The organism is Sphingobacterium multivorum (assembly GCF_039511225.1).
Taxonomy (GTDB): domain Bacteria; phylum Bacteroidota; class Bacteroidia; order Sphingobacteriales; family Sphingobacteriaceae; genus Sphingobacterium.
Window position 1 is genome coordinate 2,911,754 of sequence record NZ_CP154261.1, and the last position, 22,020, is coordinate 2,933,773.

A 22,020-nucleotide genomic window follows, 5' to 3' on the forward strand; every position below is an offset into this window, starting at 1 on the left:
ATGTATCTAGGTTATACGTTGTTTGTTACTCGGTTCTTGGGGGATACCTCATCTTCCTTCATGATGATTTTGCGCGCAAAACCCATTTTGATATGTTTTTTATCCGGCCAATTGATCGCAATAGCATCATTTAACGCCTGAAAAATTACCTTTTCGGGCTTATTCACATCGGTCAGTACATGGAATTTCATAGCGTATAGCTGCTGGCTGCCGCCGCTCAGACCATTTGTCGTGACCAGATTCGCAAGGGTAGGGTGCAATCCCATTCCGGAGGTTGCTGCTGAATCGGCTTTTTCAGAGATCTTGACCTGAGCTTCGATAAAATCTTTGATGGATTGTTCGATAGGCTCAACAGTCCATTTACATAGGTTATTATCGGCATCGTAGAAATCTACTGTTTGGATAAATTTGCCCGTGTTTGCTTTCCCCGCAAGAGTATTCGCTATACGTTGAAAAAGTTCCGCTTTGAGATCTTCAACACGCTTACTTATCTGAGCATCGGTTTCCTCTGGATATCGATCTTCAAACTTTTGGCGCTTATCGTCCCAGTAAGCCTGCGGGCTGTGGATATGGTAGGCTGCTGTAATTCCATTTTCAGTCAGATAATTGATTACATCGGGGATATCGGAAGCTGTCTCTAGCCAGGGCAGCGTTCCGTAATAGGAGGGAATGGAATAAAATGCCCGTGCATAACTGTACAAGTTATGATAGGTCATTGAAACACGATTTTTAAAAGGCTTTTTCTTATCAAGCACTGGATAGGTAGCAATACCTGATCGCATGCAGTTATTTTCGAAATCACCCACATAAATTGTATCGACATTCTCTAGCCTTTTTTCCGGATGTTTTGGCCAACCTAAGCGAGCCCAGGAAGCAGGGACACATTCAAGTTTGAGGATCTTATTTTTTGTCTTGATTCCCATTGCTTCAATATCTTCCAGCTGATCGTCAGAAAGCTTGTTTGTACGGTTACGGTACCAACGCGAAAAGAAGCCCTCACCATAAGTGAATTCGGTCAAGATCATATCGTGATAACGGTCAAAATCCCATGACTCCAGCCAGGCTTCAATCTCTGCATCGCGGATCGGTATCCGGACTTCCTGATTATCGTCATTGATTTTTTCGGTATACAGCTTTGGGCCATCGCCATATTGGAGTCCAATTTTCCGCTTCAATATACCCGGGCCGATATTTGACTTGTCCATGATCCGTTTGATGATCGTCGGAAGATCATTGTTGTGACCATAGGGTACGATCTCTTTGCCCATCACGATAGCGGGATCGGATTCCCAGCTATTGGTAAATGACGATAGCCTTGTGGAAAAGTTATCGTCTGTTTTATAACTAGATGATATGGTGTATACGTCTCCATCCGCAAGATGGATAGCAACAGCATCTTTTGATATTGATTTTATTTGAGGTTTATTGTCCATCTTCTGAAGTTGTAAATGTGAGTGATTGTCCGTTGAATGATTGCAGGCAGCAGTGCCAAAAGTGACGTGGTTCCATTGTGTCCAGGTTGATGTATTCTTCCTGAAGCTCTGCGTACCGGTTATCTTCCACACGGCCCCGCTTTCTCAGTCTAGCATTGTAAACTGTCACGATTCCTGATGTATGGTTACGGGTAAGCGAATAGCTATAAAAGCTAAAAGAAAAGGATCTGTTCAATTTGGACAGTCTCCGCATTTCCGCTATCGCTTCGTAAATAGTCATATAAAGCACCTTTTATTTTATTCAAAGGTGCTCTTTCTAGGTAAGGTGATAAAGGACATATCAGACGATCTATACCGATGAAGTATCTTCGATATTGGTCGCTTTTGACTTAACCAGGGCACGCCACTCCCGGCGCATCACGAGGTATTTAAAACTATCTGACGGATTGGTAGACTCCATTGGAAGACGATGTATCGGCAGTGACTCCGATGTTTTATTTTTGGTAATCATCTTACCGCCAGTTTTGGTAGGTTTTATTTTTGTACGTGCCAGTTCTAGGGATGCTTTTAATGGTTTGCACTGGTACATATCAATAAATATCTTTGGCAGTTTTTTGTTAAATCCACCAAAAATAGTTTGCATGAAAATATATTCTTCCTGTTGCGGGATGATGCCCTGATTCCTGGAAAGCAGGTTTACTTTCCACTTTGTACGGGTTCTTGTCTTGGTCTTTTCATTGGTCACCCATTCAACCGCATTTTTAAAAGCCGTGGCCTGATCGACTCCAGCATCTTTTTGATTATTACCAGCACGGTCATAATACAGGTTTAGCACTTTCTCTTCCTGTGTATCGAAATATTCCCGGAATTCAGCAGCCAGATGAACGATATGCTTTGGCGATAGTACATGCATGAATTTTAAAACCCGATATTCATTGTTTGGCTTTGGCTGGCCGATTGTCAATGACATCATATTTCCGAAGTCCAAACCACCCTCGATCGCTCTTTTTCGATTCAGACACTTTAATTCCCTACAATCGGCAACATCAGCTATTCCAAACCGATCATGCCACTTTGGATCAAGGCCATCTTTGTAAAAATGAATATCGGCAATGTTCGCGTAGAAACGGTCACCGGATTCCAGGGAAGGCTTAAGCGATAAAATAGCTGTATCCACATCACCCAGATCACTGGCTACTGCATCAGCAAACCAATTTGGAGTAAGGATATCCACATTGACCAAGGAAGAGGCTATGAAAAATAAGGTGCTGCCATCCTTATGCATTCGGGCCATCCGCCAACGTTCTCTCCATCGCTCTTCTGTACGAAGCTTTTTGGCTGTCTCTTCCAGATCATTTTTTTGCTGATAATAGATCCTCTCTTGGATAGCTTCATTAAGGACGAATGCTGCTTTGAGTACACGCAAAATTCCCCACTTGCGCATCTTGTTGACCTGTTTTAAGATCCAGTCATATTCCCCAATATTGGCCGTGTTGGGCATATCGGTGGTGAATGTATGGCCAAGATAGAAAGGTGATTTACCATACTTTATTATATATCCCCTCAAGGCTTTCATCAGGTTTGCGATCTTGTGCTCTGGGAAATACTTTACCTCATCACCGATCACGTGCACGTAAGATCTACCCGCCAGACTAGCTGGACGATCCAGTGATCCAAACGTCACGTTCAATCCGGTATACCAGATCATGGTATGCTTATAGGTGACAAGGCGGTTGTATGGTTTCCAAAAATGTTCCTTTAATTCCGGTGGCAGATCTTCTTTCTCCGCTTCAGAAAATTCGGGGGGCTGTTTCCCAATAACGTAGTGGATACCTTCTCTATAGCCTTTGCGTTCGAGGCCCTCCAATACCGACGGCAGAACGTTTTTCTGTAAATTGGAATAGGTATCCGAAACCCACACAATCGGAGCCCCCGGCATATCTTCGGCTATGGCGATCAGACGCTCCACAAGAATCTCTGTTGTTTTAGCAGATCCACGTCCCAATACCATGTATAGAAATTTTGGCAGGATCATCAGCGCCATCTGGGCAAGCCAGTTCATGTAAGCTATAGCGATATCAGCAGTCTTTTTTATTTTGGGTCTCCAAGCCATGGGATAGGTTTATTATTTTTTGAATTCTTCTTCGATGATATCAAACTTGTCAAGCAGCTTAATTTGCTCCAGCATAGCATCCTGACGTAAGTTAGATTTGACAGATTCAGGTTGATCAAGCGCGTCAATTTCTGCGGCTAGTTCATTTCTATTGATCAGTGGAAGTCCAGCCAATTCGGTACTGAGCGTGAATAGTTTTACAGAAGGCTGATAGATTTCTTTCGGAAGTTTGTTGACATCTGGCTTGTCCAGTTCCAGAAGTGTTGCAGCCTGTTTGGTCAGGTTTCCGTACACCTCATAATCCCGTGAGGATTCTGCATTTTGAGCCACAACGTTTGCTGCCATCTCCAAGCGTTCGGCAAACTTGTGGCGTAGGGCTTTTTTGTTGATGTTACGATCACCATAGAATAGGTTTACAGCTTCATCATACATCTGGGAGGCACGCTGATGCTTCAATCCAAAGTTTTTGACAAAGAAATCGACAGTAGCCCGACGGCCGTAAATGCTGTCCATGTCACGGATAAAGATCAACGCATCGATATAGAGCTGCTCTTCGACGCTGATATCAGCGATAGCTTTGCCTGCCTGGATATAATCGTTTAATTTTTCAAGGATATGGCGATGTTCAAAGGTTCCGAAGATATCCATCTTGGAGATTTTGAATGCACGGCTGCGCTTGATCTCATGGATCTGCTTTTGCGCTGGTACGTCTCCAGATAAAGCAACATTGTACAAGGCAAGCCTTTCGTCCATATCCTGTTTGAGCTTACCGGCTTCCAGGCGTTCTGCTAGAAAGGTGTTGCCGTCTTCAGCTATCTGTCTGAAGACGGTTTTGTTGATACCGAAATATAAGGCGATCTTATCATTGGAATACCCCAGAGCGGAGAGGGTTTCCAACTTGTCCCACTCTTCATCCGATAGGTTGAGATTAGCGTGTTTTATGGGTCTGTTTTCCTCCATAAAACAAAAATGCCACTAACATAGCGGCAGGGAAAGGACGGAAATATTTTTTATACGATCATGTCGGTCTGGCTAATTTCTTTGGATATAAGAATGTAGAAATAATTATTTTTATAGTCACCTAGAGCTTCAGCCAACTTTTTACAACTTAGATAATCCAACTTTAGAAAACTCGATTCTGGTATTTCGAATTGGAAATGTAAAGTATCTATAACTTTTTCATTAAGTACTTTAATTAAATTTTCAAAGTCAGCTGCACGATCTTGTGGTATATTATTTTTTACTTCTAAAAATTCAGGTTTTGGGTGCATTAACTTATTTCTTTTTGTTATAAATTGAAGAATTTCTTTTATTGACCTGCTTTCTAAATTTGTATGATACTTTCCGAAAGAATAAATCGAAGGAAATAGTTTTATTTTATCTGCGAATGATAGTTTAGAATATATGTCAACCATTGACTTATACTTATCAACCCCATAAATTTCCACACATTTATATAATGTTATATAATTTAGACTTAGCTCTAGTATGGATGAAGCTAAAGTCATAAAATTAAAAAAGTCGTAGAGTTCACTATCATCATTGAGTTTCCTATACACCTTCCTTAAATATTCAAATTTTAAATCTAAAGAATGAGATAAATAATAAGATTCTCCGTTTGCGAATAGTAATAATTTTCCATTTTCCATTTAAAATAATTTTTATCAATTATACTGTTTTTATTCTAATAATCTGTTCACTTCTGCCAATTGCATCTGGAGCTCTTTTATTTTTTCGTTCCGTTGCCTGACTAGATCTGGTCGGTTTTCTTTTTTTAGTTTGGATTTGTTTCGCCAAAGGTTATTTTCAATATTTTTCTTCTTTTTGAAGAGATCCATTGTGTTTAAATTCCGAAGATCCTTTATTCGCTTGATCTGGGCGAATATCGGATGATCGCCCAATGTTGTTTTGGTTGTCTTGTAATGTTGCAGCTCCCTGTATATTTTATGATTGTCTACAAAGTTTGTGACCAGGATCCGCAATTGGTCACATAGCTGATTTTCTTGAACGTCCGATAATGATTCGTATGCTTTTACACAATTGGAATAGATGGTGATCTTATCTGAAATAAGCAGCTTTAATTCAAGTGGGCAATCCGGATCAGCCAGGAATGGCCATTGTGTGCGCAGTTTATATTGTTCCTTTCTATTGGACTCCTGACTCTTTTTTATGACAGCCGCTTTGGATTCAATATGAGACTTGTTTACCTGAAAGTCAAGCGGTATATCTGCTTTTTTAAATAAAGCTGTTTTTAGGAGCTGTACGTGCTTTTCAGGATTCTTTGATACAATGTTAGCGATGGACTTATTCGGATCCGTGTAGTCCATAAATAAGCGAAGGCCGACCGTTGGGTCAGCTCCGCCTAATAACCAATTATAAACTAAAGATGAAAGCATTATCCGTTCCAGAATCTAGTACGACCTGTGTCGATGTGAACAAATGTTCTGTAATAACCGGTACCGCCGGACTTCTTATTGTCTTTGACGACTTTCTTCCAAGCAGCGATATTGCCATTTATCGGATAAGTGTCCAGGGCATTGCCTAAAATGTGCTGACTTGAAGTCGCTCCGTTGACAGACCGATTATATTCAGCAGATCGGTAGCTGCTGGAAATACCGATGGCAGAACCGAATATATCCCGCAGATCCTGAACCTCCGCAATGATGTTAGCGTTGATCCGGGTAAATGAGTTCTTTTGATTTTTTGTCAGGAACTCATGCAAACGAAAGTTTGTGGTGATCTGAACGTCTGGCGTATTCTTATTGAATTCAAGATAATCGCCGTCTGTTTTAATTCCGCAGGTTAGGGCAAGCGCTAGAATGCCGGTAACCAATATCTTTTTATTGCTCATATTTCGAAGGTTGGGGGAATACTTTTGCAATAACATTTTTGACTGAGAGCCAACCTCTGGTATTGCAGTTGATAAATTTCCGCTTGTAGAATAGATCAAACATCATTAGGGGTTCAACATTATCACGGTATACCGATGCGAGTAAACCATCTTGAATGTTCCCGGTAATCTGGATTGGCCGCGCGTCAGGGAACCGGTAATTGAAATACAACGATGTAAGCAGATACCCTTTTTCAGTGGCATTGAATTTCTCAATCACTTCCGCAAGGATCTCTGCGTTCACAAACATTGGCGTATGTGTGCCGTAATGATATGTGGATAACCCTTCTTTTGCCAATGCCTGTTTGGTACGGAGGGAGTTTTGACAAAACAGCGATGTCCCTTTGGCGTGATCTTCGAGGTCTCCAAATGCTTTGAGCACCTGGATATCGATCAACGCTGTAGGGCCAGCCAGATAGATGTCATCATTTGTCAAAATGAAATCTCCAGTTACTTCTCCCGAGGCGATAAGCGTCAGGATCTTATTTGTTACATCAGCTTGTGGGTTTCTGATTTCAGCCGGGGCTGCACAGTTGCAGTCTTCCAAAATCAACACTGGATCCAATGGGATGTGGGTGATATCCGGAGAAAACCAATCTTCTTTATCACCGACAATAATGATGCGATGATCAGCAAGGAAGTGATCTGCCCAGGAGCGCAGTGTGTAACGGAGCTCTTCTCCAGCTGCTTCTGATTTAAGATAGGGAATTACGACTGCGATAGGTTGCTGCCGCTCGGTTTGGATAGCATCAACCGAGCTGTTTTCTTCTACTTTAGGCTCTTTGGAAGCTTGATTGCTTTCATTGATACTAGCTTTATATTCGATACCTTTTGCTGTAAGCGATACCGATTTATCTTCGTTACGTAGGATAAGTTCTTTATTGATCAGTGAATTTAATACCGCATTTACTGATCCTACAGATAGTTCTGATTGCTCAGCAATGGCGCTGGCAACGGATACCCCCGCGATGACCAGGGCTAAAATTTTGCTTTCTTTTTCTGATAAGTTCATTGGCTTATTATATTGAGTGCCGGTAGGTTACCGGCACTTGGTTTACTAATTTGTTTTATACTCCAGCACCGCCAGATCCGGTAGATCCTGAGACATCATTCCAATCTTCGTTTGGAATAGCCGTACCTCTATAGAATCCAGCACGAAGCCTTGATCGTACCTGTTGTGCCATTGTAACCGTAGTCTTAGCAGCATCATTATTATCCTGACCGGCAGGAGACAAGTAAATAGGATTACACTTCCAGCCGATAACTCGGGTACCTTCTCCGGAGCAGTCGTTCGAAAGTGCGATAAAAGGTTTGCCGAGGTATTTTTGGAAAAATAATTCCGAGTCTACCTGAACACCAGGATGTTCAAAAACCAATTTTTGAACTACACCCTCAGCATCTGGATCCCCGTCAGGATCATTAGCGATATCGATGGACTGAGCTGTTACTTCAATCGCAATGGCTTTTGCGTTTGGCTTCAAGGTAATATTTCCGGTGACCACGATATCATCTTCTGTACGAGCAGGAAATGTGGCGATGTCATCATAATGAACAAGCTGGATAACACCTTCTTTGGCTTTTGGAGCTGCTGATTTTTTTCGCAGTGAAACTTTAATTGCCATAATATTTTCGTTAGTTGATTGTGAATGGGTAAAAGGGGCCGAAGCCCCTATTGTGATTTTGGTTGATTGTTATACGCCACCGCCAGCGGATCCTGATCCCTCAGAACCAGTTACCGGTAAGGTACCGTCAGGAAACTCTGCATCTGGTTTTAATCCTGCTTGTGGATCATATCCATCAGGTACGTATGCAAACACAGCTTCTGCAATTGCAAATCCTGCCGATAACCAGAATTCCCCAACAATATCAAGGTTGTAGTGACCTTCAACTACTTTGTTGATAATGTTTGGAGCTTCATTAATGTGGCGGAGCTTCACCATATTGTCCGGAACTGTAGCGATCAGGATTGGAGAATTTCCCATACCGTCAAGGTGAACAATTTCCATTTCTACGTAATCGACTTCCGCATTTGGATTCATTCCACCAACTTGCTTTGTGCCTCCGCCGTAAACTTTTTCATACGCTCGTTGATAACGCTTTTTAACAAATTTTGAAGCCATGATCATTCTGATCTTAAGCTTATCATCAACGAAGTCCGCGAATTCTTCTACAAATTTTACCACCTCAGCATCGGTAGCTGTTACCCAGTTTATTGTTTTTGCAAAGAAATTAATACGTGTACCAGCTTTGGCTTTCTCCTTGATCAGGAGAGTTTCGATCCCATCCATTGAATCTTCGGCAGGGGTTGCCTCGTCATCTGTTGATTCTACATATTTACCTTTGAAGATCATTCGAAGTTCGATATCATCCAAGATTCTGGGCAAAATCAACTGATTGATGATGTATTTAGAAATTGGCATCTGACTAGGTGTCAACGATTCATCATACAGATGGAACATGTAGCTATCTACCACATCTGACGGGTAGATTGGAACGTTGATCTTGTGACGGAAATTTGGAATTCTTAAAGGCGTGAATTTAGCATTGCCTTTTGGCGTCCATTTCGGTTTGAACTGTTGAACTACTGAATTGATCATCGATTGTACAGCACGGTATTCAGTAGTAGCAGGAACGGATTTGAAATACTTTTGAGAGGTAAAACCGTTGAAGATCTGTTTAATGATATCAAGGTTGTTTACACCCTGCGAAAGGTAGGTGCCGAACTCTCTGCGTAAATCCGCCACCTCAATAGAACCTTTACCGGTTGGAGCCACACCTGTACGCGTATATGCGATAGCACGTGAATAATGTGACGCTGTTGTGTTTACCTTCAATGGTTTAGATGCTTGTTGACCTAAATCATCCAAGTTTTCAGCATTCGGTAGATCTTCCGGAGTATCCAATAATGTCGCGATAGTTTGTCGATTGTTATTGTTTTCTGATTTAAGACGATCGTTTTCAGCTTTAAGAGCCTGTAACTGGGCCGAAATGTCAGCAGTAGCCTGATTAGCTTCAGCAGTAAAAAACTCTTTCATGGCAGCATGGATAGATTGTGATTTGGTCTCCGGATCTTCGGCAGACAAGCCCTCTTTGAAAGCTGCAAGCGCACTTTCTCCGAATACTGTTTTTAAGGTAGCTTCTTGTTCATCAGATAATTTGTTATCTGCCAAAGTTGTTACCCCAATCGCCTTTAAGAAAATAGCTTTGATTTTTTTAAAATTCATAGTTAAGTGATTTAGGATGAAAAAATTATTTGTGATTGGTCCAGTATTGGACATTGACGTAATCAATCGCTGCTTTGAGACCACCTAGCTGATCAGCCAGCCCCAGGTCAATAGATTTCTCGGAATCGAAGGTTGCGCCGGTAAGCACACCCTGTGTTTCATACTTAAGGTTAGGCCGGCCAGCTTTTACTGCTGCATGGAATTTATCAGCCAGGGGATTGAGCATCTCCTTGCGGATAAGATCATATTCTCCCTTTAAAAATTCCTGGAATGGTTTGTTCTTGTCTGCAGACTGATCTGCGTATACCTCATGGTATTTTGCGCCCTCTTTTTCGTAATATGGAATTGGATCCAGATAAGATATCATTACACCGATAGATCCTGTACCAGATACTGTGTCATTGTCGAGGAAAATACGATCAGTTGCAGCAGCTGTCCAATATCCGGCAGAGTAGGCTGAATCAATAGAAGATACAATAGGCTTGCCGAGCGATTGCGTATACTTTATCGCATCTAATAACGGGGGCACAGCGTTACAGGCACCTCCTCCAGTATCGATATCCAAGACGATACCAGATACATTTTCTTTGGCTGCAAAATGTCTGATGTAATGAGCGATCTCATCCATGCCGTATGTACACATGGTTCCATATTTCAGCATTACACCTTTTATAGGAAGCACTACAACACGCTTTTGCTCGGTATCAACTTCCGCACTTACTTCTTCATCTGATCCGGCGGAGAAAGCACGGATGTCTATTTGTTTGAGCTCCTGGATCTGATTGGAGAAAACACCATTGCTGGCAATGATACCTTTAGCCTGGGACAAGAAACCTTGTGCCTCTTTCGGCGATATCATGAAATGACCTTTGAGGATGGTGGATAATAAATGGAATTGCCAATTGCCCGCTAGTTTCCTTTGCATAATTCTTATGATTTGATGCAAAGGTGTTGAAGCAGGCTAGGCTAGGAAAGGACGTTTTGAGGGGCATTTTTTACTCCGTAGGGAAGATTTTTTTGATAAAATTCCAGAATTTTTGCTGCTCTATTTGTTTGAGAGATTGAATTATATGATTTGGTATTATTTCGCCTGTGTGTTTATGTTTATAAAGCACCCTATGACCGTAAAGCCCATACCGTTCACTAATTAACACAAAGTTCGATAGATGGTAATAGGCCACCATATTTCTTGAATAGCCCTTTTTATACTGTCTTTTTTTCATTCAGCGGTGGGGTTATGGAATTGTGCGATATACTTATTGTGTTAATAAATAGTGTGTTATTGTCGCTGATATCAACTGGAACATCGGGAGATCCGACAATTACATTGGTTCCATCGCAAAAATTAACCTTGACAATGACAAGCTCAGGAGCTTCGACATTGTCTTTTAATCTGGCACTGATCGTTATGGTATGCAATCTTCCAGATTTATCTAGCTTACTGGAGTGTGTATATTCTCCGGAAGCTACATGCATAGGCAGCTCTGTCCATCCGTTCAACGGCTGTACTGTAATGCTGTGGCCAGCGGGTATCCAGCGTACGATCTGATCTGCTGGAGCGTACTGAATCGATTCGATCAATTTCATAGGGCATCTTGATATTCGTTAATTACTTTTTTGATAGCTGCATTTTGGATGCGGACACGTTTGGCCAGTCTTTCATAAAGCTGCTTGATCTGCTTTTCCTCTGATCGGTATTGTCTTTTTTTCAGTTGCTCGGGATCTCCGATTTTTGAGGTCAGCTTTCTGGATAGAATGTAAGTTTGGATTACATCCTTTTGCTTCATCTTTAAGGCCATTCCGTTGTAATAAAACTGGATCCAATCGTTTTCAAACGTAGCTGTGATGTAATCTTCGATCTTTTGCTGATCGTCTATAGAGATATAGCAGAACCGTTGGAATAACCCGGGCATGGCCGATGTTTTTGGCAGCTTAAAACTGACGGATTTATCGGGATCAAATTTTTGCTCAACAGGGAAGTCTGAATACTTCACCATTGAGCATATAAACTTCCCGACCTTGGTATCTCGAAAGATGCTGAACGCATCATTTTCATAGGCAAAAAGGTAGTGCAGATAGTCACGCAGGATATCTTTTTTTATATGGCAAAAAACATTCATAAATACTTCGAAATTGGTACAATCAAAGATACTTATTTCTCCGCTTTAATCGGAATTTAATGTGTTGATATTTAGTGTAATTAACCTGTTTTATTTAAACAGATTATTCCGTTTTTTTAAGATCATGGCACACATGTTTTTCCTCTCAAATCGGAAATTCGTGTAATAAATTTTGGAACTAAAAAAACCAATTTGCTTCGACACTGTTTGCAACGTGTACCTAAAAAATAAGCAATTTTTCTGTAATTCTGTAAACCTGTAATTTCACATTGATATTCAGTTGTTTATGTTGTAATATTTGTCTGATTTTTAGGTTACAATTTTTTTTTGATTTTGTAATCTTTAAAATAGGGTTGTAACTATTACATTTTTTTGTAATCTTCTTATTTTATGTTACATTTTTTTGTAATCACTTAATATTCTGTAAATCATTCCTTTATCTTATTGTTTTTTATTTGTTTACAGAATTACAAAAATTTTAAGGTTAAAAGAATTAAAGGGTTAAAGGGAAAAGGCCGGGACGGCAGCGGGATATAAAAAGGTGCAGCCGGCCTTTGGGGCCAGCTGCTATTTTGCGCTGCTACGCGAGCGCTGGAAATTCAACCAATGAAAGGCGGAGAGTGGAGGTTAAAGGCGCCCGAGAAGTGTGCTAATGATGGTCAGCATCTCGGCAGTCGAAAGGGTGGATCTCTCGATGCGCCCATGAGTCATGGAAAGGAATATTTCCTCGACCTTATCACGTATGGCCATATGTTTATCGTGGGAATGATTAAGCAATTGAATTATCGATTCCTTCGGCAAATAGTTCAGCTCATCTTTTAAAATGTTAGTTTCTTCCATAGCATAATTCTTTAGTTACCGTAATTATACTAAAAATATTAGTATTAGCCGCAAGGTCAGAAAAATTTTAACTGTTTTTAGCGATAATTGTTTTGGGAATCCTCTTAACCCACGGTATTTCGCCTCTTTCGATCATGTCTGTAATGATATCGATTTCTGTAATTCCAAACCATTGAGCTGTCAACTTTACGCGCAGATCATGTTCCCATCCGTATGATCTAGACCATTTCATTTCGCCTAAATCAATATTATTGACCATCAAACTGTATGCGTAATCTTGACCTGTATGCTCCAAATTATGTATGGATATTATTTGGCGTGTCCCATTATAGTAACAAAGTGCCAGTAAGTTTTTTTCATGCTTGTATATCAGGGCGTCAATAATGGCATCGGCCAATGATCTGGGGAGATTACTGCCTATATGCTCCCAACGCCCATAGTATTGGCGGAATGTATATTTTTGGCCAGACTTTCCGTAAACAAAATAGTCTAGACTAATAGTTTTGACTTCCGGACAGTCAATCTCGTAATATATTTCTAAGGTTTTTGATCTGTATTCTATATTCAATATTTCCATGAAGTAAAATTGCTAATAATATTAGTTTTTACATATGTTGGAAATACGTAAAAAAGAAAAGCCTGGATTTAATCCAGGCTTGCCTCTTCATGAATTTCTGATATTATCATTTTCAACCTCTCTTTCTATTGATCCAATATCATTAATCCCAAGAATTATCTCGTTGATGGAAGACTAAACCTTCGACGATTGGGGATTCGTATATGGGATATGCTTCAAAATTGAAATGATCCTCTGTATCTCCATAGAAATTTTCGACTTCATATTCTAGCTTATCTTTGATTATAACCTTTGCCGTATCAAGATCTTTGGCTATTACAATTATTACAGCCGAATTTTTACCAAAGTGTTTATACTGTTTCATATCTGTAATAGTTTCTTTTGCAATTTTAAGCTTATTATTTGGGTATTCATCTAATTTTATGGAAGCGTTTTCTAGATAAGCGGATAACGCCTGCTCATGGCTAGAAGACTCTTCCAGTTGAACGCCAAATGTTCTGTTAATATCTTCGATGCTCAAGTCCGATTCAAATGCCATCATGAACCGGCAAGCTGATTCTAATTCTTTTCTTGTCATTTTATTCTTTTTTAAGTGTTGCTAGTTACAGGTTTAAATAGTCTTTTTTATAAGGGATTCCGTATTATGAGCAACAATAGTTCTCCAATTTCCCATTATAGTTTCACAATATGGTAGCTCTCCTGATAAGTGTTGCAAGTTAACTGTACCCTATAAGCTTCAGCTTTATTTTTACACCTCATCGCATTTACTGCATTGGGAAATGGATGACCGTCCAACCATTCGTCAATAGTATTATACTGCTTTGGGATTAGGGCGTGTGGATCCTCTAGTTCTCGCTCCAATTGCCGAAGGTGTTGTATTTTTTTATCGATGTCGGTTATGTTCGATTCAAGGCTACTTTTTCTGATCCGTAGTTCCTGGATCTTATTTTCAATTTCTATTTGGTTCATTTTTTTTTGATTTTAACTAAATAAGTGCATGTCATTTTCTTCAATTATCGTTGTGTGAAAAGGGAATCCGCTCTTTGGAACTTGTAGTATCTGTTCTTTTAGTCTCTTTGATCCGGAGAATATAACCCTTTTTTGGCCGTCCACTTCGATCTGTACTGCGATACGCTCGCCTTCATAGTAAATTGACGGATCAAGTTTGAACGCATGTACGATTATTGGCCTGTTTAAAATCTTGGTAACTTTTATTTTCTCCCCGATGAAGCTTTCCACATTCACGGTTATATTGAAGTCGCTGAATTTTTTCATTTAAAATTTTTCGTTCTAGATTCCGGCAATTGGCATGCTTTGTCCAGCCCAGGTAACTTGCGATGCTTGATCGGGGTTTACCCGATTTGACTGCTTTAACGAAATTCTTCTTTATATTTTTTCGGATCAGGATGTATTCTGGAAAATGAACATAACCTAGAAAATCGATCCCGCGTGAACTGACCGGGAAAACTTGATAGTTGCCTTTGACGTGCAGCTTCAAATTGGTCTCCAGATACTCGGCGATATCCGCGCGCAATTGATGCAGAGTCGGTTTATCTGGGGCCAATATCACAATGTCGTCAGCGTATCTAAAGTAATGGCGTACGCCTTTGACTTCCTTCAGCCAGTGATCTAGTCCAGTCAGATAAAAATTCGCCAGATACTGGCTCAAATAGTTTCCTATGGGCAAACCTTCAGCGCTGTCTATGATCTCATCCAGCAGCCACAAAAGATCCTCGTCTTTAAATTTTCGCCTAAGCAGCGACTTAAGGATATCGTGATCAACGCTTGGATAAAACTTAGTGACATCAAGTTTCAGGCAGTATTTGCTGTAAGAAGTATCTTTTAATGCCTTTTTCAACCTTCTAGAAGCTTTGTGTAGCCCCATGCCTTTGATGCAGCTATATGAGTCTGTCGTGAATGACCGAACGAATATTGGCTCCAATACATTCATGATAGCATGATGGGCAATTCTATCCGGAAAATAGGGGAGTCTATACACCTCTCTTTCCTTTGGCTCATAGACTTTAAACACCTGGTACTTTGATGTACGATATGTTTTGTCCATCAGCATTCGTTGAAGCTTCAGGAGGTTCATTTGCTGATCTGCCCGATGCGTAATTACACCGTAAGTTTTCGTTTTACCTTTGCCGGCCAATTGGTCTGCCAATTCCAGGTTAAAAATGCTATAAATCTGCTCGTATAAATTATTTATTCTTTTCATGCCTCTGTTTTAGTTGGTCATCTTCACCGATATCGGTTACCAATGACCGTTTAAACCTTTATTTTTTGCCATGATGGCAGGGTGCCCATCTCAATATCTTTCCTTACAGTTTCGGGAGCTGACGTTCGAATTCGAGTTATCGTAGTTGTAGTCGTTAAACGAGAACCTGGAGGCCGAACCGACTCAGCAGCAAAGATGGGCCACCTTGTTTTTTAGTCGATCACGTAAATATCTCTGTAGAGATCATAGTGCGTTTCAGCTACGTATTCCAGGGCTTTTCTTGTTGGAAATACGAGGCGGGAGCCGACGTCCGAATACGAGCGATCGTAGCCGTAGTCGTTAAACGAGAACCCGGAGGCCGAACCGACTGATTCATCCTTTGAGCGCATGTCCCACCATGCGAAATATTTCTTTTGTGACCAGTCGTTCCAGTTGATTTGAACACCTTCTTTTTGCCATGCTGCTGCGCTAATCACTGATAATTTGAAAAGTGCTACAGGAGCCTTTTGCATTTGCTCAGGTAAGTGTGATACGATTGGAAGTTGTGCCGGATCCAGTCCGATTGTTTTGGCTGCTGCCTCGAATGTTGCTAAATGTTTCATGCTATTTTTATATTTTAAGATTTAACCATTGATGTGTTGATCGTACAGGCCGATAAACTGTTTACCGGCATATTCTGCTATCTCCCTTGATTTGTAAGCGAGGCGGGAGCCGACGAACGAACTCGAGCGAACGAAGAAGCAGTAGACGTTAAACGAGAACCCGGAGGCCGACCCGACCGCATTGAAATAAGGGAAGTATTTGTTTTCATCTTCATCCTTATAATCCATGTGCTCACCGCCATTAAGAGCCCGCACGACAACTTTCAATTGCTCATAAGCATTTGTGTCTGGAGTAAGATTCTTTATTCCATCAAGGAAACTAATAGGCTCAATGCCTAAAGCAGCGCAAGCATCTTCAATCGTTTTGATGTCTTTACAAGAGTTGAATATTTTCGGTTCAATGCTCGACGGTATTTGATTTTCAATGGCCAGATCATCTGCGTTAATATATCTGTCATAGATATCAGTAAACTGTTTACCCAGATATTCTGCTTTCTCAGCACTCTCAACACAGAGGCGGGAGCCGACGCCCGAATACGAGTAATCGCAGAGGTAGTCGCCAAACGAGAACCCGGAGGCCGAACGTTTCGAATTGAAATAAGGGAAGTACCATTTGTCGCCCAGATTACGGCCTAAAGTATTGCCTTGACGAACAGCCAATACGATAACCTCAAGTTCTTTCCCTGCCTTTTGCCCATCGTCATCGAACTGGGTACGGTGATTGAAATGATCGATAGTTTCTCCAACGTAATCCAGTGCATCTTGCAATGTTTTGATGTTGGTGAAATGAGACGTTTGCTTTTTAGCTTGTGCCAATTGATCAGATGTTAGTTCGATAACAGCTGACTTTCCGTTGAATTGAATTGTTGCTTTCATTTTTTGTTTGTTGATTTTTGTTGAATGAGAAAAATATTGTTGTCGTCGTCGATGCGGAATTTTGATCCGCAGCAGCTGCACTTTACTTTGACAAAGAGCTCCTCGAGTTCAATGACGTAGTATCCATTGTCCAGATAGGGCCTGTTTGATATCTCGATAGGAGATCCGCATTTGAAGCAGGGAAATTCAATATTTATCGATGCCTTGACTTCTACATCATACAATTGAACTCCGCTGTCAATAGATTCCTGGAGGAACTTATTCCGCTTGATCACCAGCTCGCAATCTTCTGGATCATCCAGATCTATCGGGTTTCCCTTGCCATTTAATTGATATGGTGGAAGATTCCTGTTTATTTTCTTGTTCATCTTTATGGTTTAGAAATTTTGAAATGATATTACTAGCTGTTGCCTGCGAAATATTATACCGTTGGCCCAACTGATAAAGAGTAAGTCCTTCCGCCAGCCAATCCTGGTAAACTTTCTTTTTCTCTCTATCAGTTAGCCATGTCATGGTTATTTCGAATTGATGATTTGATATACCTGACAGACAGCGTTAATCTGATTGGACACATCTTCCCTCGATACATGCGTTGCTTCCCAATTGAGATGCTGAGTAAAATTCTCCACGGCCCATAGGTATGTCCGGACATCTCGTTCGTTGGAGTAGTCCCAGTATACTTCCTGGTCATTTTTTGCATAAGCATGCTTGAGCGTTGCGAGATCAAATATTGGAGCCTTAGCCCAGACTTGCCGATCTGTGTAGCAGTGTTTGTCGAAATACTTCCGAAGGTTTACCAAGGCTTCCCACAATGTCATGTGCCCCCCAAACGCTTCGTCTATTGCTTCTTCAGATTGATGTCCCCACCAAAGTGCTGTGTCAACAGATATCGTCCGGCCTTCCTGGATCTGCCTTTCGTAATTCAGCCGGGCATAGTAGTTGATTGGACATACTTCGCCGGTCTCAATATTGAAAGCCTGTGCGGCAATCGTAAGGATGGCTGTGGAATCTTTGGTGTCCAATGTTTCCAGATCAATCATGATATCGGTAAAGCGTCCGTCTCTCAGTCTTTCAGGGAAGTTGTTTTCTAAATTGTTCATGTTAAAATTTTTAAGTGCCATAAGGCAGGTAATCAATATTCCTTGTTCGGTACAGTTCTTCAAGTTCATCGACCGATATCGTCTTCATTTCCTCGGATCCATCCTGGACAAACCCTACTTCAGTCTGAGGTTCATATCCTGAGGTAAATAGGATCAGCCCCTCATCGATGTGTATCTCATTACACTTTCCCTCAATAGCATTTCCGAAGACTATTTTGCGAATCGTGAACTTTCTGTTTTTGTAGTCGATGAACCGGCAACCAAGCGGCCACCGGATCGATTTTTTGCTCAGAGTCATGGCTCATCGAGTTGTCTGACGGAAATTGATCTGACCCGGATATCGACTTTGAATATTTGAAGTGGCCAGTTATTTTCCCTGATCAGTTTTTCAGCTTCCTGTCGTAATGGATCAAGTCCTCCAATAGCCCGGAACTCCAGTCCTCCTTCGTAATTCCGTGGCTCAAATGAACCTTGTATCTTTTCTGCAAATTGTTGCAGCGCATTTCTTTCGTTTGTACTTTTCATTTTTTCGGGGTGTTAAAATGGTAATGATTTCTTATCGTCAGGCTGTGGAGCTTCAACCCCTTCAGCGGACGGATCATATATCCTGTTATTGATTGTTGACATATCTGATCTCAGGTAGATCATAGTCTGAGTTTTCTTTCTTCCTGTATTGATCCATCGTCTTTCTCGGGAATCATACCTGAACTCATTGAAATTTTTGGTTAAGCGGCCATCCTTATTTTGCTCTGATTTAGGATTAAACTCGTATCCCTTCAACTGGGCAAACTGTTTCATCTTTTGACCAAAACCATGTGCCTTCAAAGTTTTCACTCCGGACTCTGAGATGTAATCTTCAAGCGCATATTGAAGTGGCATAAAACAATCCATACGTCCTGACTCTTCCGCAAAGAATACTTCAGCCCAACCAAGGAAATTTAATCCAAGTAGGTTGACCATCGTCCTGTCAATGATATTCGCCATTGGGGCTTTTATAGGTTCGTGTGGCCATGACAGATATAGTTGGCAGCATTGGGCCATAAAGTTCATTGACAGGTTCCATTCTTCTTCGGTGTAATCATCCTTGAACATCTGCTTGCCAAAATCATCTATAGGCTGGCGGGTTTCGTTGAAGGTCTTTTTTTCAGCATCAAAATGATAGTAGTTGGAAAAGCCCGCAAAAAATACCCGTGCCTTCGCTGATGCGCTGTCATCATCGAGCGCAAAATTTGTCGTAATACTTAGTTTTGGCGCAAGATCAAAAGGTATGGTTACACGCTTGGTTCCTTTAGGGTTCATTTTAAGGTCACCGGTAGTCAGCGAGAACGTACGTTTAATTGGAAAATCTTTCGTTGCATCATCGACTAAAATCATATCTGTATCGATTGTCACTTCCTCGAACACGTGATTATCCTTAAATAGATTTTCGTCTTTACCGTCCAATATCAATAGGTTTTTTACTGTACCAAGTGCTTTTACAAATAATGATTTCCCAGATCTACCATTTGAGTCATCGTTTTCATGGTTCGGCGTGTCATCCATTGGATATGGAACCCAAGCTCGCGAATCGTTCTTAAAGCGGTGCATCATATAGCCGAATAGGTACATCTTATTGCACAAGTGGTGAACCTGATCCTGACGCTCTTCAGGAGTAAGGTTTGGGCCAAAAACGGTGAACTTATTTTGCTGCCTGTATTTTTCCTTTTCTTTCTCACTCAAACCTTCAAGATTTGTCTCCAGCTCTTTGCGCCAGTGCACACGTGATCCTTGCATCAGGAAGCGGAAAAACATATCCCTATCGTCGAATACCTGCAAGTCATATTTTCCCTCTTCTGTAAGGCTGATGTTGAACATAGGAGGCAGCAACTTGACTTTACGTGGAAGTATCCGGTGTTCCCATACCATCTTGTCGACCTTGTCGTTGGCAAATTCCTCGATACCATTTGCGCTGATCTTCCAACTGATATTTTGGAAGAACATATATTGCGATAGGTGATCGTAGTCCTTGAAGTCTGGCTCCAGCAATGGCAACGAATCAAAAGACGATGACGATATGATCTGTGGACGGTGGATGATGTTGATCAGATCCTCAGGCATGAAACGCGATCGCAAAAAATTAAGCAGGTAGCTTTTGATGTCTATTATGTTAACCTTGCGCACCTGGTTGCCCTCGACCTGTACGAATTCCATAGCCTCCATTTGGTTCTTAAGCCTTCCAAATCCAACTTTAATCAGGAAGTTCAGCACCCGTTCCATCGATATTTTGTATTCATAAAGCTTACGGCCATATCGGATTTTCTCCTTGCCATTTCTGTCAAGTGCCAGATGATAATCCCAGAAGCGGTACATACGTGCGATCTTAACTAGGTTACGGAAGTCAGTTGCGCGATAGTATTTTAGGTAATCGCGAACATCTTTGCACGGTCGGCCATATTGATCACGGTGTTTCTTCAGGTATTCCGGAAGTTCAACTGTACGGATATCCAGGAATAGGTCGGAAGTAGGAGTGAGGCAAAGTCTATGATTCTGCATTTGCCCTGTAGCATCAAGATCTGGGCAGGTCATCACCGAGTCAGCCATCAGGAATAGATTGAAGAGTTGATCTTTTGAAAGTTTAAAATGCTCCGATGACGGATACACGACGTGATAACCAAGAGCTTTCAAGTTCAATGCATCAGAACCACCGGTACAGAAAAATATCTCGGGCAGTTTGACGACTTTTCCTTTTTCCTTGTTCTCGTCCTCATCTTCTCCGTGCTCGTCGATATATTCCTGATAAGCTCTTTTTACCTGCTTTAATCCGTGCAGAAATTGTGCGTCGAAATCACCGTGATAGAAGAACCTTTTGCTTTTGTCTTTCGACTTTGGCTGATACAACTTCGAGAAAGTTTTGCCCTCTGATGGTTGTTCCTCAATCCTGAAAATAGGATAGAACTCAGAAGCTGTAAAAGTGATCGCCTTACGTTTTTTTATTATCGTATAGCTTTCCAGTCCGTGCCAATGCTGTTCAAGCATGATCTTTCTCAGGTGTGACAAAACCTTTTCTTTGCGCTCTCCTTTGTCAGTTACATCCCGGTACTGATGTTCGATATATGCAATCGTTTTATCGCTAAAAATAATGCGGAGGTGATTCTCGGAAATTTCCTCGATCGGATTAAATATCCAAGTTCCATCAGCTTGATCAGGATCTGCATCCTTGGTACTGACCTGAGCTTCATACATCGACTTGATTTCCTCTGAAGAACCGATACCATGTCGCTCAGCTATAATTCTGATCGCTTCACCGTACTCAACCTTCTCTTTGTCCTGGACAAGAGCAATACCGTTCATCCATCTACCACCGTCACCAAAATCTGCAACGACATAATTGCCATCGCTCATTTTCTTGATCGACGAGGAAGGTGTTTCTTCTTCGTGCAATTTGAATTTCTTCTTAGTCCGCAAGCATTCGTCGATCTCCGGAACATAATACCGGATAATATCGAGTCCTCCTTCGGTTTTTTGGAAGAGATCGTCTTTGGTGATTTTGTAGTTCTTCATTATAATTTGATGTTATGGCGTGTGATGATGATATCTATAGCATTGTAAAAGGGCTCGTTCTCTATGAATTGAACTAGATTAATTGCCGTCATCCAGTAGTTTTCATTGTCGAATACTGAAATCTGATAAAATCCGTTTTCTCTTTTCTTGATGGTTGATATGGGAGTTAAACTGCCGACGCTAAACTTTTTTTTTCGCTTGACGCATTCATCAATTTCAGGTACATAATGACGGATAATATCTAAACCTCCGTTTGTGGCCTTCATAATCGATTCTTCATCATGATATATCGATTTTTTCATGACTCTTCCTCTTTTAATTGATCCTTACGGAATAGTATTAGGCATAGGATTACGAGTATAAGTCCGCAACCCGCGATGAACATGATCATAATGATCGTGCTCATATATGATATCTGCGCCTGTTGCGCTTCGATCTGCTGTTCTTGCATCTCGATTATTGTTGATAGATTATTCATAATGAG

Annotated in this window: 27 protein-coding genes; 1 reads left to right on the forward strand and 26 read right to left on the reverse strand. The window is 41.1% G+C overall.

What is annotated here, in order from left to right; translation table 11 throughout:
- Positions 1 to 11: 11 nt before the first annotated feature.
- The 13 genes from AAH582_RS11970 to AAH582_RS12030 form a co-directional block, all read right to left on the reverse strand.
- Positions 12 to 1,433 (reverse strand): hypothetical protein, encoded by a 1,422-nt coding sequence (locus AAH582_RS11970; protein WP_343322286.1) that lies wholly within the window; start codon positions 1,431 to 1,433, stop codon positions 12 to 14.
- Complete coding sequence (locus AAH582_RS11975; RefSeq protein WP_343322287.1) at positions 1,423 to 1,713, reverse strand: hypothetical protein; 291 nt, start codon at positions 1,711 to 1,713, stop codon at positions 1,423 to 1,425. The genes AAH582_RS11970 and AAH582_RS11975 overlap by 11 nt, the downstream gene beginning before the upstream one ends.
- A 69-nt stretch (positions 1,714 to 1,782) precedes the next feature.
- A complete protein-coding gene (locus tag AAH582_RS11980) occupies positions 1,783 to 3,546 on the reverse strand; it encodes a hypothetical protein (RefSeq protein WP_343322288.1) in 1,764 nt (587 codons plus the stop codon).
- A gap of 12 nt (positions 3,547 to 3,558) precedes the next feature.
- Positions 3,559 to 4,506, reverse strand: a complete 948-nt coding sequence (locus AAH582_RS11985) for a hypothetical protein (RefSeq protein WP_343322289.1) — start codon at positions 4,504 to 4,506, stop codon at positions 3,559 to 3,561.
- Between the two features lie 50 nt (positions 4,507 to 4,556).
- Entirely contained in the window at positions 4,557 to 5,195 is a 639-nt protein-coding gene (locus tag AAH582_RS11990; RefSeq protein ID WP_343322290.1) for a hypothetical protein, read from the reverse strand.
- Positions 5,196 to 5,225: 30 nt separating this feature from the next.
- Positions 5,226 to 5,942, reverse strand: coding sequence for a hypothetical protein (locus AAH582_RS11995; RefSeq protein WP_343322291.1), 717 nt, complete (start codon positions 5,940 to 5,942; stop codon positions 5,226 to 5,228).
- A complete protein-coding gene (locus AAH582_RS12000) occupies positions 5,942 to 6,397 on the reverse strand; it encodes a YcbK family protein (protein WP_343322292.1) in 456 nt (151 codons plus the stop codon). The genes AAH582_RS11995 and AAH582_RS12000 overlap by 1 nt, the downstream gene beginning before the upstream one ends.
- Positions 6,387 to 7,448: a helix-turn-helix domain-containing protein gene (locus tag AAH582_RS12005; protein WP_343322293.1), complete on the reverse strand. Its 1,062-nt coding sequence runs from the start codon at positions 7,446 to 7,448 to the stop codon at positions 6,387 to 6,389. The genes AAH582_RS12000 and AAH582_RS12005 overlap by 11 nt, the downstream gene beginning before the upstream one ends.
- A 55-nt stretch (positions 7,449 to 7,503) precedes the next feature.
- Positions 7,504 to 8,058 (reverse strand): hypothetical protein, encoded by a 555-nt coding sequence (locus AAH582_RS12010; RefSeq protein WP_343322294.1) that lies wholly within the window; start codon positions 8,056 to 8,058, stop codon positions 7,504 to 7,506.
- A 69-nt stretch (positions 8,059 to 8,127) separates the two neighbouring features.
- The gene (locus AAH582_RS12015; protein WP_343322295.1) at positions 8,128 to 9,660 is read right to left on the reverse strand and encodes a hypothetical protein; all 1,533 of its coding nucleotides are present in this window, start codon (positions 9,658 to 9,660) and stop codon (positions 8,128 to 8,130) included.
- A 25-nt stretch (positions 9,661 to 9,685) separates the two neighbouring features.
- Positions 9,686 to 10,585, reverse strand: a complete 900-nt coding sequence (locus AAH582_RS12020; protein ID WP_343322296.1) for a S49 family peptidase — start codon at positions 10,583 to 10,585, stop codon at positions 9,686 to 9,688.
- A 278-nt stretch (positions 10,586 to 10,863) separates the two neighbouring features.
- On the reverse strand, positions 10,864 to 11,247 hold the full coding sequence (locus tag AAH582_RS12025) for a hypothetical protein (protein WP_343322297.1): 384 nt from the start codon (positions 11,245 to 11,247) through the stop codon (positions 10,864 to 10,866).
- Positions 11,244 to 11,780, reverse strand: coding sequence for a hypothetical protein (locus tag AAH582_RS12030; RefSeq protein ID WP_343322298.1), 537 nt, complete (start codon positions 11,778 to 11,780; stop codon positions 11,244 to 11,246). The genes AAH582_RS12025 and AAH582_RS12030 overlap by 4 nt, the downstream gene beginning before the upstream one ends.
- 606 nt (positions 11,781 to 12,386) lie before the next feature.
- Between AAH582_RS12030 and AAH582_RS12035 the strand changes: the two genes are divergently transcribed.
- On the forward strand, positions 12,387 to 12,602 hold the full coding sequence (locus tag AAH582_RS12035; protein WP_343322299.1) for a hypothetical protein: 216 nt from the start codon (positions 12,387 to 12,389) through the stop codon (positions 12,600 to 12,602).
- A gap of 85 nt (positions 12,603 to 12,687) precedes the next feature.
- On the opposite strand, the gene AAH582_RS12040 is transcribed toward AAH582_RS12035, so the two are convergent.
- From AAH582_RS12040 to AAH582_RS12100, 13 genes are all read right to left on the reverse strand, one after another.
- Positions 12,688 to 13,197 carry a hypothetical protein gene (locus AAH582_RS12040; protein WP_343322300.1) on the reverse strand — a complete coding sequence of 170 codons (510 nt, stop codon included), beginning with the start codon at positions 13,195 to 13,197 and terminating at the stop codon, positions 12,688 to 12,690.
- Positions 13,198 to 13,339: 142 nt separating this feature from the next.
- The gene (locus tag AAH582_RS12045; protein ID WP_343322301.1) at positions 13,340 to 13,774 is read right to left on the reverse strand and encodes a hypothetical protein; all 435 of its coding nucleotides are present in this window, start codon (positions 13,772 to 13,774) and stop codon (positions 13,340 to 13,342) included.
- A 95-nt stretch (positions 13,775 to 13,869) separates the two neighbouring features.
- Positions 13,870 to 14,166 (reverse strand): hypothetical protein, encoded by a 297-nt coding sequence (locus tag AAH582_RS12050; RefSeq protein ID WP_343322302.1) that lies wholly within the window; start codon positions 14,164 to 14,166, stop codon positions 13,870 to 13,872.
- A gap of 190 nt (positions 14,167 to 14,356) precedes the next feature.
- The gene (locus tag AAH582_RS12055) at positions 14,357 to 15,418 is read right to left on the reverse strand and encodes an RNA-directed DNA polymerase (RefSeq protein WP_343322303.1); all 1,062 of its coding nucleotides are present in this window, start codon (positions 15,416 to 15,418) and stop codon (positions 14,357 to 14,359) included.
- Positions 15,419 to 15,630: 212 nt separating this feature from the next.
- Positions 15,631 to 16,020, reverse strand: a complete 390-nt coding sequence (locus tag AAH582_RS12060) for a hypothetical protein (RefSeq protein WP_343322304.1) — start codon at positions 16,018 to 16,020, stop codon at positions 15,631 to 15,633.
- Between the two features lie 21 nt (positions 16,021 to 16,041).
- Positions 16,042 to 16,896, reverse strand: a complete 855-nt coding sequence (locus tag AAH582_RS12065) for a hypothetical protein (protein WP_343322305.1) — start codon at positions 16,894 to 16,896, stop codon at positions 16,042 to 16,044.
- Entirely contained in the window at positions 16,893 to 17,264 is a 372-nt protein-coding gene (locus AAH582_RS12070) for a hypothetical protein (protein WP_343322306.1), read from the reverse strand. Before AAH582_RS12070 ends, AAH582_RS12065 begins: the two co-directional genes overlap by 4 nt.
- A gap of 147 nt (positions 17,265 to 17,411) precedes the next feature.
- On the reverse strand, positions 17,412 to 17,996 hold the full coding sequence (locus AAH582_RS12075; protein ID WP_343322307.1) for a 3'-5' exonuclease: 585 nt from the start codon (positions 17,994 to 17,996) through the stop codon (positions 17,412 to 17,414).
- A gap of 10 nt (positions 17,997 to 18,006) precedes the next feature.
- On the reverse strand, positions 18,007 to 18,294 hold the full coding sequence (locus AAH582_RS12080; protein WP_343322308.1) for a hypothetical protein: 288 nt from the start codon (positions 18,292 to 18,294) through the stop codon (positions 18,007 to 18,009).
- The gene (locus tag AAH582_RS12085; protein WP_343322309.1) at positions 18,291 to 18,521 is read right to left on the reverse strand and encodes a hypothetical protein; all 231 of its coding nucleotides are present in this window, start codon (positions 18,519 to 18,521) and stop codon (positions 18,291 to 18,293) included. The genes AAH582_RS12080 and AAH582_RS12085 overlap by 4 nt, the downstream gene beginning before the upstream one ends.
- A 12-nt stretch (positions 18,522 to 18,533) precedes the next feature.
- A complete protein-coding gene (locus AAH582_RS12090) occupies positions 18,534 to 21,536 on the reverse strand; it encodes a hypothetical protein (RefSeq protein WP_343322310.1) in 3,003 nt (1,000 codons plus the stop codon).
- A complete protein-coding gene (locus tag AAH582_RS12095; RefSeq protein WP_343322311.1) occupies positions 21,536 to 21,838 on the reverse strand; it encodes a hypothetical protein in 303 nt (100 codons plus the stop codon). The genes AAH582_RS12090 and AAH582_RS12095 overlap by 1 nt, the downstream gene beginning before the upstream one ends.
- Positions 21,835 to 22,014 carry a hypothetical protein gene (locus AAH582_RS12100; protein ID WP_343322312.1) on the reverse strand — a complete coding sequence of 60 codons (180 nt, stop codon included), beginning with the start codon at positions 22,012 to 22,014 and terminating at the stop codon, positions 21,835 to 21,837. The genes AAH582_RS12095 and AAH582_RS12100 overlap by 4 nt, the downstream gene beginning before the upstream one ends.
- Between the last annotated feature and the right edge of the window lie 6 nt (positions 22,015 to 22,020).